Origin of the sequence: Volucribacter amazonae, assembly GCF_029783845.1 — a bacterium.
In the GTDB taxonomy this organism is placed as follows: domain Bacteria; phylum Pseudomonadota; class Gammaproteobacteria; order Enterobacterales; family Pasteurellaceae; genus Volucribacter; species Volucribacter amazonae.
Window position 1 is genome coordinate 1,789,259 of sequence record NZ_LWID01000001.1, and the last position, 12,502, is coordinate 1,801,760.

General features: G+C 38.0%; 12 protein-coding genes. 6 read left to right on the top strand and 6 right to left on the bottom strand.

Features of this window, described 5'->3' with window-relative positions; all coding sequences use genetic code 11:
- Positions 1–90: 90 nt before the first annotated feature.
- The gene (locus A6A20_RS08580; protein WP_279573037.1) at positions 91–987 is read right to left on the bottom strand and encodes a LysR family transcriptional regulator; all 897 of its coding nucleotides are present in this window, start codon (positions 985–987) and stop codon (positions 91–93) included.
- Positions 988–1,110: 123 nt separating this feature from the next.
- Here A6A20_RS08580 and A6A20_RS08585 point away from each other — a divergent pair, with 123 nt between their 5' ends.
- Entirely contained in the window at positions 1,111–1,761 is a 651-nt protein-coding gene (locus A6A20_RS08585) for an NAD(P)-dependent oxidoreductase (protein ID WP_279573038.1), read from the top strand.
- Between the two features lie 255 nt (positions 1,762–2,016).
- On the opposite strand, the gene recF is transcribed toward A6A20_RS08585, so the two are convergent.
- From recF to dnaA, 3 genes are read right to left on the bottom strand one after another with little or no spacing between them, the layout of a single operon-like run.
- Entirely contained in the window at positions 2,017–3,093 is a 1,077-nt protein-coding gene (gene recF, locus A6A20_RS08590) for a DNA replication/repair protein RecF (protein WP_279573039.1), read from the bottom strand.
- Positions 3,094–3,096: 3 nt separating this feature from the next.
- Complete coding sequence (dnaN, locus tag A6A20_RS08595; protein WP_279573040.1) at positions 3,097–4,197, bottom strand: DNA polymerase III subunit beta; 1,101 nt, start codon at positions 4,195–4,197, stop codon at positions 3,097–3,099.
- Between the two features lie 10 nt (positions 4,198–4,207).
- On the bottom strand, positions 4,208–5,572 hold the full coding sequence (gene dnaA, locus A6A20_RS08600; RefSeq protein WP_279573041.1) for a chromosomal replication initiator protein DnaA: 1,365 nt from the start codon (positions 5,570–5,572) through the stop codon (positions 4,208–4,210).
- Between the two features lie 327 nt (positions 5,573–5,899).
- On the opposite strand from dnaA, the gene rpmH reads away from it, so the two are divergent.
- The 5 genes from rpmH to mnmE all read left to right on the top strand — a co-directional run bounded on the left by rpmH (position 5,900) and on the right by mnmE (position 9,746).
- Entirely contained in the window at positions 5,900–6,034 is a 135-nt protein-coding gene (gene rpmH / locus A6A20_RS08605) for a 50S ribosomal protein L34 (RefSeq protein ID WP_084255372.1), read from the top strand.
- Positions 6,035–6,052: 18 nt separating this feature from the next.
- Positions 6,053–6,421, top strand: a complete 369-nt coding sequence (gene rnpA / locus A6A20_RS08610) for a ribonuclease P protein component (RefSeq protein WP_279573042.1) — start codon at positions 6,053–6,055, stop codon at positions 6,419–6,421.
- On the top strand, positions 6,376–6,639 hold the full coding sequence (yidD, locus tag A6A20_RS08615) for a membrane protein insertion efficiency factor YidD (protein WP_279573043.1): 264 nt from the start codon (positions 6,376–6,378) through the stop codon (positions 6,637–6,639). Before rnpA ends, yidD begins: the two co-directional genes overlap by 46 nt.
- Positions 6,639–8,258: a membrane protein insertase YidC gene (gene yidC, locus A6A20_RS08620; RefSeq protein ID WP_279573044.1), complete on the top strand. Its 1,620-nt coding sequence runs from the start codon at positions 6,639–6,641 to the stop codon at positions 8,256–8,258. Before yidD ends, yidC begins: the two co-directional genes overlap by 1 nt.
- Positions 8,259–8,381: 123 nt before the next feature.
- Positions 8,382–9,746: a tRNA uridine-5-carboxymethylaminomethyl(34) synthesis GTPase MnmE gene (mnmE, locus tag A6A20_RS08625; protein ID WP_279573045.1), complete on the top strand. Its 1,365-nt coding sequence runs from the start codon at positions 8,382–8,384 to the stop codon at positions 9,744–9,746.
- 75 nt (positions 9,747–9,821) lie between these two features.
- Here the strand turns inward: mnmE and ubiD are convergent, their stop codons facing one another.
- Positions 9,822–11,288 (bottom strand): 4-hydroxy-3-polyprenylbenzoate decarboxylase, encoded by a 1,467-nt coding sequence (gene ubiD, locus A6A20_RS08630; RefSeq protein WP_279573046.1) that lies wholly within the window; start codon positions 11,286–11,288, stop codon positions 9,822–9,824.
- Positions 11,289–11,565: 277 nt separating this feature from the next.
- Positions 11,566–12,483: a UDP-3-O-acyl-N-acetylglucosamine deacetylase gene (gene lpxC, locus A6A20_RS08635; protein WP_279573047.1), complete on the bottom strand. Its 918-nt coding sequence runs from the start codon at positions 12,481–12,483 to the stop codon at positions 11,566–11,568.
- Positions 12,484–12,502: the final 19 nt, after the last annotated feature.

The following is a 12,502-nucleotide window of genomic DNA, read 5'->3' on the forward strand; positions in this document are numbered from 1 at the left end:
GGCTTATTGAGTGTTAATTATTTTATTCTTTCATACCAAGTGCGGTCAGTTTTAGAATAATTTTGTAGCCACAAAAATAAGCTAAAGGGCTTAACTCTCTGCCTTTAACTGTGCAAAATATTGTTGAATTAATTCGCAAATAATCCGCACTTTTTCCGATTGAATACGTTGTAACCGCACCAAATATAACGGATATAAAGGTAATTGCCAATCTGGGCAAAGTTGCACTAAATTGCCTTGTTGTAAATAGCGTTGAACATCTAATTTAGGCTGCATTGATACCCCAAAGCCATTTAAGGTAAGATGACGGCTATTGTATAAACTATTGCATTGTACTCGGTAATTAGGGGTAATACGCTCTTGTTGTTGCTGTTGTTGAAAGGTTAATGACATTTGAGGTTGATGACGAAAATTAATCCAATCTAACTGGGCTAATTCCTTCAAATCCTTTGGTAAGGGGCGATTGGCAAGATAATCAGGGCTAGCACAAACAATCAGTTCAATATCAAATAAATGTTTAGCAATCATATTGTTCTGCAAAGTATGTGTGCCAACTCGCAAGGCAATATCAATCCGTTGTTCCACTAAATCAACCACTTGATCATCAAAATATAAATTCAAATTCATCGCAGGATATTGATCCAAAATTTGTTTAAAGGTTTGAATTAATACACTATCAAGAAATCCTGTTACACAAGCAATATTTAGTTGTCCCATGGGTTTTTGCCGTAATGCCTCAACCGCACTCATTGCATTATCCGCTTGTTGCTGTAATTGAACAATATGTTGATAAAATACTTCGCCCGCCTCGGTAAGCGAAAGTTTTCTTGTTGTACGGTTAAATAATTTAATCGCTAATTGTTGTTCTAATTTTTTAATGGCTTGCGTAACAGCAGGAGACGTCATCATTAGTTGATCAGCGGCTTTAGTCATTGAACCTGTTTCAACCACTTTAATAAAAATCAACATATTTTTAAAATCATACATTGCAAATTACCTATGATTATTAAGTTTTGCTAACTAGTGTATTGAGCTTTTGTATAATGATCAAGCCATAGTTTACCGTTATAATGCCCATCATTAACAAAGCTAAATATAGGAGCAAATATTATGAAAGTATTATTAATTGGCGGAACAGGTTATACAGGTAAAGCTGTTTGTGATGAATTATTACAACGTGGGCATCAAGTCATTTTGGTAACACGTCAGCCACAAAACATTCAAGCAACAGAACAGCTACAAGCCATAAGCCTTTCACTCACTGATGTAAACGAGTTGGCTAAACAGTTTGCTCAAGTTGATGTCGTCGTCAATACCGCTGTGCCTGATCGTGAAAGCCCTGATTTTGTGGAAAAAGTTTGGCAAATGGAGCGTGCATTGGTTGAAGCAGCCAAATTAACTAAAGTGCGTTTATTTTTGCTCGGCGGTGCAGGCAGTTTATATGTTACCCCAACAATTCAATTAGTGGATACCCCAGAATTTCCTGCGGAATTTAAACGTGAGGCAACCTTATTTAAAGAGGTTTTAGCTTGGTTAAAACAGCAACAAGATGTAAATTGGACGATGATTTCGCCAGCGCCTGTTTATTTTAATGGCTCACCATTTACCGAACGTAAGGGACAATATCGTGTAGCAAAAGATGAGGTGCTTATGCTTGACGGACAGCCAACAGGAATAAGTAATTTTGATCTTGCCGTTGCCATTGTTGATGAATTAGAGCAAGCTAAATTTAGCCAACAGCGTTTTACTGCGGGTTATTAAAGTGCGGTAGGTTTTTGGATTATTTTATTTACACAGTTATCGCCCTCTTTGCATAGGGGGTGATTTTTATCGTTAATTGACTATATTTTGCTACACAATCTTAATTTTTATTTCCAAATGCAGAGAATAAACAGTAAAAAATAATTTAAAAAAACACCACACTTTAATTTGGTAACAGAGGATTTTGAGTTTTCAAACAAAATGATGAAGTTGTGTTTTATATTTCAAATGAAAAAGATTTATTATAAATAGAATTTACTGCCTTTCCACTCTCCCCTCAACCAAACGAAAAGTGCGGTGATGTTGTCCTTGCATTTTGGCTAATTGTTCGTTGGTGATTGCACTGATAAAAACTTGTGAATGGCTGGCTTGTAGTCGTTCAGCTAATAATCCTCGCTTATTTTCATCAAGTTCTGAAGCGAAATCATCAATTAAGAAAATACAATGACGATTTTTTTGTCGCATTAAATGTTCGCCCTGTGCCAGACGTAAAGCACACATTAATAACTTTAATTGTCCTCGAGATAACACGTCTTCTACGGGTAAACCATTTGCTCTAAAGCGGAAATCGGCTTTCTGTGGTCCAGACATCGTATAGCCTACAGCTTTATCACGCATAAAATTTTGGGCGAGCAATTGAGCATAATCGGTTTCTTTATCCCAGCCTTGGTAAAAACTGACGCTGATTTCTAATTCTGGGAGGAATAATTGGCAAGTTTGTTCTATTTCAGGGCGTAAGGCTTCGGCATATTCTGTACGCCATTGGCTTACTTGATATGCCAATTTGACAAGTTCATTATCCCAAATTTTTAATTCTTCATAATATTGAACTTGTGCTAATGCGGCATTACGCTGTTTAAGCAGGCGGTGTAAACTTGCCCAAGCACGATGAAATGCTGATTGATGATGAAATAACCCCCAGTCTAAAAAGGCTCGGCGATAACTTGGCCCACCGTTGAGTAAATTTAAACCTTCTGGTGTAATAATTTGCATGGGTAATAAATGAGCAAGATCAGAAACCTTATTACCATCTTCGCCGTTAATTTTGACGATACTATTACCTTGCCTTAATTTTTGTAACCCGACTGACCATTGATGCTGATGCTCTTGTATTTTGCCATGTAGAATAAAGTGCGGTTGATGATAAGAAATTATTCGATTACTGACCGCACTTTTAAATGAACGCCCATGCCCTAAGTAAAAAATCGCTTCAAGTAGGCTAGTTTTGCCACTGCCATTATTACCAACCAAAAAGTTAAAGCCGTGATCTAATTCAAGATCAACGGCTGTGATATTTCTAAAATTCTCAATTAATAAACGAGAAAGTGCCATAAATTATAAACGCATTGGCATAATTACATATTCCGCACTGGCATCTTCGCAATCTTCAATAAGACAACTTGAGGACGAATCCGTTAGACGCATACGGACTTGGTTGCATTTTAACGCATTAAGCACATCTAAAATATAGGTAACATTAAAGCCCACTTCCATTTCTTCGCCAGTATAAGCCACATCAATAATTTCTTCCGCCACTTCTTGTTCTGGGTTAGAGGCGGTAATGGTTAATTGATTTTCGTTTAATTGTAAGCGAACACTACGCACTCGTTCATTGGATAAAATTGCGGCACGAGAGAAAGCCTGTTTTAATAAATCCCAATTAGCTTCAAGAATACGGTTAGCGTTGCGTGGCAATACTCGGCGATAATCAGGGAAACGTCCATCAATTAATTTTGAGGTAAATACAATGTTAGGTAATTGAACACGAATATTATTAGTGCCAATTTGTAACTGAATATTTTGATCGTTATGCTCTAATAAACGCATTAACTCAATCACACCTTTGCGTGGCACAATAACAGAGTGTGCTTGTAATTCTTGTTCTAACGCAATGGTACAAACTGCAAGGCGATGCCCATCAGTGGCAACTGTACGCAACAAGTTCCCTTCCGTTTCAAATTTCATTCCGTTGAGAAAATAACGAGCATCTTGGTTTGCCATTGAAAATTGGGTGGCTTCAATTAAACGGCGTAAGGTACTTTGCGGCAATGAAAACTCCACTTCAGATTGCCAAGCCGCTAGATTAGGGTATTCTTCCGCAGGTAAGGTAGTTAAGGTAAACTTGCTTCGTCCAGAGCGAACAATAGCACGATCTTCCTCAAGTAAAACTTGAATTTCAGACTGTTCGGGAAGACTTTTACAAATATCCAATAATTTTTTGGCAGGGATAGTAATATTTTGGTTTATTGAGCTAGACACAAGTTGTGCTTGGGTGGAAAGCTCTACCTCCAAATCTGTACCAGTGATAACTAAACGTTCCCCTTCCACTTGCAGTAAAACATTGTTAAGCACAGGAATATTCGGTCGCCCACTTAATACGCCACAAACTTGTTGTAACGGTTTTAACAAATTTTCTCTTGAAATGATAAACTGCATAGTTTGTTCCTTATGAGGATAATGTTCGGATCAAATTAGAAAAATCTTCTTGTACACTGGTATCATCTTTGCGTCTTTGTGCCACCGTTTTGCAGGCGTGCAATACAGTTGTATGATCACGATCACCAAAGGCTTTACCAATTTCAGGCAAACTGCGGTTGGTTAATTCTTTCGCCAATGCCATCGCCATTTGACGAGGGTGAGCAATGGATTTTGTTCGCACCTTACCTTTTAAATCTGACACTTTAATACGATAATATTCTGCTACCACTTTTTGAATATTCTCAATGGTAACAAGGCGATCTTGCACTGCAATCATATCCTTTAAAGATTCTCGGGCAAAATCAATATCAATTTTTTTACCAGTAAAATCTGCGGTAGCACTAATTCTATTTAATGCTCCCTCTAATTCTCGCACATTAGCACGCAATTTTTGTCCAATAAAAAAAGCGACTTCTTGTGGTAAATCAATGTTTTTCTCTTCCGCTTTTTTTAACAAAATAGCGACTCGTGTTTCTAGCTCTGGCGGATCAATGGGAATACTTAAGCCCCACCCAAAACGAGATTTTAACCGTTCTTCAATTTTTTCTATCTCTTTAGGAAAACGATCGGAAGCAAGGATAATTTGTTTCCCCCCTTCAAATAAGGTATTAAAAGTATGGAAAAACTCCTCTTGTGTACCTTTTTTCTCTGCAAAAAATTGAATATCGTCAATAAGTAAGACATCTAATGAACGATAAAAGCGTTTAAATTTTTCAATGGTTTCATTACGCAAGGCTTTGACCATTTCTTGCACAAAGCGTTCAGAATGAATATAAACCACTCTGGCTTGCTGATTATTGGCTAGAATGCCGTTACCTATGGCATGAAGTAAATGAGTTTTGCCTAATCCCGTACCACCATATAAAAATAATGGATTTGCCGTAGGTTCACCCGGATTATCGGCTACTTTTTGTGCTACCGCACGTGCTAATTGGTTAGATTTCCCCTCAACAAAGTTTTCAAAAACGTGCTTAGGATTAAGATTAGAACGAAAAACAGTATTTTTTTCTACCTCAATATCATTGACAGAACTCGGCTCAGACTGTGCTTTGGTTTCCATTTCTGCCATATTAGGTTCTGCGGATTTAACAGGCTTAATTCCCTCTTGCAAGCGCACATTAAATTCAGCATTTTGGCTAAGAAATTGGATAATTTCAGTAATTTTCGCCAAATAATGGTTCTGCACCCAATCACGCACAAAACGATTAGAGGCATAGAGGATTAAAGTATTACCGCTCACATCCGCCTGTAAAGGACGCAACCATGTACTAAAATCTGTAGAAGAAACCTGATCTTGTAATTGGGAAAGGCAATCTTGCCATAAAGCAGACACTATCTAGCTCCGTTATCTTTCTATTATTCTCTTTTTGATTCACAGCCATTCATTCTACAATAAAGACAATAAAAGATCTTTAGCCAAATAACAAAAAAACTAAAAAAGGTTACTTGAGCTTTTATGATAAATCCGTATAATTCAGCCGTTATTATTAACAACATATAGGCGAAAAAATAAACGAAAACGCAGTGTTTTTACTTTATTCGCTTGTATTTTTACTATTCTGATTTGACGAACTTAGGAATTAAGATTAAAATTCCGTTCTTCATTTTATTATTGTAACCCTTATTTTTACAACAAATTGAATTAAGTGAGTAGAACATTATGAAACGTACATTTCAACCATCAGTATTAAAACGTAGCCGTACTCACGGTTTTCGTGCACGTATGGCAACTAAAAACGGCCGTCAGGTATTAGCTCGCCGTCGTGCTAAAGGTCGTAAGCGTTTAAGTGCATAATCTTAATCCGCATAACCTGTGATTAAGTTTAATTTTTCTAGGGAGTTACGTTTAGTAACTCCTGTTCAATTTAAATCTGTTTTCCAAGAACCGCTCAAAGCGAGTTCACCTGAAATTACCATTCTTGCTCGCCCTAATCAACTTGAAATACCTCGACTAGGTCTAACCGTAGCAAAAAAATATGTCAAAAAAGCCCATGATCGTAATCGTATTAAACGAATTTGTCGTGAAAGTTTTCGTTTAAAGCAACATCAACTCCCTCGTTGTGATTTCGTTATTATTGGCAAAAAAGGCATTGGTAATCTGGATAACCAGAGTTTAAACCAATTATTAGACAAGTTATGGCGAAGACACATTCGTTTGGCACAAAAATCTTTATCTCGCTAATTCGGGTATATCAACTCACGATAAGTCCTCTACTTGGACCACGTTGTCGTTTTACCCCAACTTGTTCTCAATATGGTATTGAAGCATTAAAAAGCTATGGTGTAGTAAAAGGTGGTTGGCTTACGCTCAAGCGTGTATTAAAATGTCATCCTTTAAGTGCTGGTGGATATGATCCCGTTCCACCTCGTCAATCTATAACAAATAAAGAGAAACAATAATGGATTCAACAAGACGCAGTTTATTAGTTATCGCTCTCCTGTTTGTATCTTTTTTGGTGTATCAGCAATGGCAAATGGATTACCATTCGCCAAAACCTGCCGCCACAGAACAACAAACAACAGCATTTTCTGACACCCCTGTCTCAAGCAGTTCAACCTCAATGGTGGATAACCAAGCAACAGGGCGAATTATTACCTTAGAAAACGATGTATTTCGTTTAAAAATAGACACCTTAGGTGGCGATGTAGTGGAATCTGAATTATTAAAATATGATGAAACCCTAGATTCCAACCAACCTTTTGTGTTGTTACAAGATGATCCTGCTCATATTTATGTCGCTCAAAGTGGTCTCATTGGTAAAGATGGGATTGATAGCAATGCAGGACGTGCGAATTATCAAGTTGAGGGCGATTACTTTAAACTTGCCGAGGGCGAACAGCAACTAGTTGTGCCATTAACCTTAGAAAAAGATGGGGTAACCTATCGTAAAACCTTTATTTTGAAACCACAGGCTTACGATGTCGCCGTTAATTTTGAGATTGAAAATAACAGTGCCAACACCATTGAAGTTCAACCGTATGGACAACTAAAACATAAATTGGTAGATAGTTCGGGCAATATTGCAATGCCCACTTATACAGGCGGTGCATATTCTTCTGCCGATACCAATTATAAAAAATACAGTTTTGAAGATATGGAAAAAGCCAATTTATCCATTGACACCAAAGCGGGCTGGGTTGCGGTATTACAACATTATTTCGTTTCTGCTTGGATCCCAAATCAAGATGCAGAAAATCAACTTTATAGCCGTACCGCCAATGGATTAGGCTTTATTGGTTATCGTGGGCCTGTTACGGTTGTTCCAGCAGGACAAAGCCAAGTAATTAGCAGTAAATTATGGACTGGGCCTAAATTGCAAAATGATATGGAAAAAGTAGCGAACAACCTAGATTTAACCGTAGATTATGGTTGGGCTTGGTTTATTTCTAAACCTTTATTTATGTTGCTTGAGCTTATTCAAAGTATCGTGAAAAACTGGGGTTTAGCAATTATTGGCGTTACTTTAGTGGTTAAAGCTATTCTTTATCCATTGACTAAAGCACAATATACCTCAATGGCAAAAATGCGTATGTTGCAACCAAAATTGCAGGAAATGCGTGAGCGTTTTGGCGATGATCGTCAACGTATGAGCCAAGAAATGATGAAACTTTACAAAGAGGAAAAAGTCAATCCATTAGGTGGCTGCTTACCAATTCTATTGCAAATGCCGATTTTCATTGCCTTATATTGGATGTTTATGGAAGCGGTGGAATTACGCCACGCCCCATTCTTTGGCTGGATTCAAGATTTATCTGCCCCAGATCCTTATTATATTTTACCGATCTTAATGGGTGGCTCAATGTTCCTGTTGCAAAAATTATCGCCAACGCCTATGGCTGATCCTATGCAACAACGGATTATGAATTTTATGCCATTAGTGTTTACCGTATTCTTCCTTTGGTTCCCATCAGGGTTGGTTTTATACTGGTTAGCTTCTAACTTGATTACCATTGCCCAACAGCAATTAATTTATCGAGGATTAGAGAAAAAAGGCTTACATTCAAGAGCGAAAAAATAATATAGAAAAGCGTCCTCTGACGCTTTTTTATTTATAGTGGAACGGCGATAAAATAAAGTCAAAACGCACCGCACTTTTGTCGTGCAGACGTTAACAAAGTGCGGTCTATTTTAGGAAAATTTTATGCAACAAAAAGAAACCATTGTGGCACAAGCCACGCCCATTGGACGTGGGGGCATTGGCATATTAAGGGTATCAGGTCCACAAGCAAGCAATGTGGCACAAGCAGTTTTAGGTAAATGCCCTAAACCTAGAATGGCAGATTATTTGCCCTTTAAAGATGCCGATGGCACAATCCTTGACCAAGGTATTGCCCTTTATTTTAAAGCCCCTCATTCCTTTACTGGCGAAGATATATTGGAATTACAAGGGCATGGCGGACAAGTGGTCTTGGATTTATTATTAAAGCGGATTTTACAACTTGAAAATGTGCGTTTAGCTCGTCCTGGTGAATTTTCTGAGCAAGCCTTTTTAAATGATAAATTAGATCTTGCCCAAGCCGAGGCGATTGCTGATTTAATTGATGCCAGCTCAGAACAGGCTGCACGTTCTGCGTTAAAATCTCTACAAGGGGAATTTTCAAATAAAATCAATCAACTGGTTGAACAATTAATTTATTTACGCACCTATGTAGAGGCGGCAATTGATTTTCCAGATGAAGACATTGATTTTCTTGCTGACGGCAAAATTGAGGGGCATTTACAACAAATTATGCAACAACTTGAGCAAGTCCAACTGCAAGCTAAGCAAGGTTCAATATTGCGTGAAGGTATGAAAGTGGTTATTGCTGGACGTCCTAATGCAGGAAAATCCAGTTTATTAAATGCCTTAGCTGGGCGTGAAGCAGCGATTGTTACCGATATTGCTGGTACTACTCGTGATATTTTGCGTGAACATATCCATATTGACGGTATGCCTTTGCATATTATTGACACCGCAGGTTTGCGTGAGGCAACTGATGAAGTAGAAAAAATTGGGATTAACCGAGCTTGGCAGGAAATTAAACAAGCTGATGCGATTTTATTAATGTTAGACAGCACAGAACCAGATAATCAAGATATAGAAAAAGTGCGGTCAGAATTTTTACAAAAATTACCTGCCCATATTCCTGTTACCCTTATTCGTAACAAGGTTGATCTCACAGGCGAGCAAGAGGGAATAAGCCAACAACAGGATTATACCCTAATCCGTTTATCCGCCAAAACACAGCATGGTGTAGGCTTATTGCGTGAACATTTAAAACAAACAATGGGCTATCAATCTAGCACTGAGGGTGGTTTTTTAGCTCGCCGCCGCCATTTACAAGCATTAAACCAAGCGGCTCAACATCTCGCTCAAGGACATATTCAACTCACTGAATACTTAGCTGGCGAGCTATTAGCCGAAGAATTGCGTCTTGCCCAACAACAACTTAGTGAAATTACAGGACAATTTACCTCAGATGACCTATTGACCCATATTTTTAGTTCATTCTGTATCGGTAAATAATCCTAGATAATCAAAAAATAAACCCATTTATCAATTATAGTCGTCTTATATTAAAATAGGACGACTATAAAAATGTTACAAAATCCCCAACTCGTCCCATAATTGATCTATACGCTTTACGACTTCTGGATCTTTTTTGATCGGTGTTCCCCATTCTCTTTGGGTTTCACCCTGCCATTTATTGGTGGCATCTATGCCCATTTTTGAGCCTAATCCAGCAATAGGGGAAGCAAAGTCAAGATAATCTATGGGGGTATTCTCTACGAGCGTCAGATCACGAGCAGGATCGCAACGTGTGGTGATTGCCCAAATAACATCTTTCCAATCTCGTGCGTTAATATCATCATCACAAACAATCACAAACTTGGTGTACATAAACTGACGTAAAAACGACCAAACCCCCATCATCACACGTTTCGCATGACCAGCATATTGTTTTTTCATGGTTACTACCGCCAAACGATAAGAACAGCCCTCTGGCGGTAGGTAGAAATCTACAATTTCAGGGAATTGCTTTTGTAAAATTGGAATAAAGACTTCATTTAATGCTTCGCCCAATACCGCAGGTTCATCAGGCGGACGCCCTGTGTAAGTGGAATGATAAATGGGATTTTGTCGCATGGTTATATGGGTTACAGTAAAAACAGGAAAATATTCTTGTTCATTGTAATAACCGGTATGATCGCCATAAGGACCTTCTAAGGCTTGTTCCTTGGGATCAATATAGCCCTCAAGCACAATTTCCGCACTGGCAGGCACTTGTAAATCATTACTCACTGACTTCACGACTTCAGTTTTATTGCCTCGTAACAATCCAGCAAAAGCATATTCTGACAAACTATCAGGAATAGGGGTTACCGCACTTAGGATCGTTGCGGGATCTGCCCCTAATGCCACTGAAACAGGAAAAGGCTGATTAGGGTTGGCTTGTTGCCATTCTTGAAAATCTAATGCCCCACCACGATGAGAAAGCCAACGCATAATTAATTTATTTTTGCCAATAAGTTGTTGACGATAAATCCCCAAATTTTGCCGAGATTTATGTGGACCTTTTGTAATGGTTAATCCCCATGTAATTAAAGGAGCGATATCATCTTTCCAACATTGCATAATAGGCAGTTGATAAAGATCTACCTGCTCATCTTGCCAAATAATCTGTTGGCAATCCGCCTTATTAAGTACCTTAGTTGGCATATTTAACACTTGTTTCCACTGTGGTAACTGCCCCATAAGCTGTTTAAGTCCCTTTGGCGGTTCAGGCTCTTTCAGAAATGCCAATAATTTTCCCACTTCTCGCAAAGCCTGTGTATCCTGTTGCCCCATACCCAAGGCAACACGTTTTGCCGTACCAAATAAATTGCATAAGACAGGCATAGCAAACCCTTTTGGCTTTTCAAATAACAAAGCAGGACCGCCAGCTCGTAAAGTGCGGTCTGCAATTTCCGTCATTTCTAAATAGGGATCAATTTCCTGTGAAATACGTTTTAATTCGCCTTGTTGTTCCAATAAGGCAATAAAATCACGCAAATTTTTATATTTCATTGTTGTCATCATATATTGTTATTATAGATAATTTATAGTCGCCTCATTTTATATAGTCATTCCACTTTAAAATGATACAGCGTTGGTACGCCTCGCCGTACTACTTGTACTGTCTTCGGCGTACCGCCTTGTCTCATTTTAAATTGAAACGACTATAGTCATTTCGCTTTAAAATAAGACAAAGCGGAAACCGAGTGGGACGATTATAAGAATGAGTATAGCTATAAAAAAAGCTATACTTCGGTTGAAATATAGCTTTTATCCTTAAAATAATCCGTTAGATAAAGACTTGATTGGTTGCCATATAACCACTTGGCACTGTTACCTTATCTTCAAAAGTAACATATTCCCAAGCCTGTTGATTATCTAATAAGGCACGCAATAATTTATTATTTAAACCATGTCCTGATTTATAGGCTTTAAATGAACCAATAATATTATGCCCACACATAAATAAATCGCCAATAGCATCAAGCATTTTATGACGTACGAGTTCATCTTGGAAACGTAAGCCTTCTTCGTTTAAGATACGATAATCATCTAATACAATGGCATTATCCAAGCTACCACCTAGTGCCAAGCCTTGTGATTGTAAATATTCAATATCTTTCATAAAACCAAAGGTTCTTGCTCGGCTAATTTGCTGAACAAATGCTTGCACCGAGAAATCCATTGCATAATGGCGAACATTTTGGCTTATGGCTGGGTGATTAAAATCAATGGTAAAATCTAAATGGAAACCATTGTAAGGGGCAAATTCTGCCCATTTATCGCCATCTTCTACACGAATTTTTTGTTTTACACGAATAAATTTCTTAGCAGCATTTTGTTCTTCAATGCCTGCATCAAGCAATAAATAAATAAATGGGCTTGCACTACCGTCCATAATTGGAATTTCAGGGGCATCAACTTCAATAATAATATTATCAATGCCTAAGCCAGCCAAAGCCGCATTTAAATGCTCAACCGTAGAAATACGTACACCATCATCATTAACTAAGCAAGTACAAAGCATGGTATCACGAATAGATTTTGCATCTGCTGGGAAAGAAACAGGCGGATTTAAATCCGTACGGCGATAAATTACCCCTGTATTTGCCACTGCTGGACGCAATGTTAAAGTAACTTTATTGCCACTATGTAAACCTACACCTGTTACTTTTACACTTTGTTTTAAGGTTCTTTGTTTAATCATATTCTATCCTTATTATGCC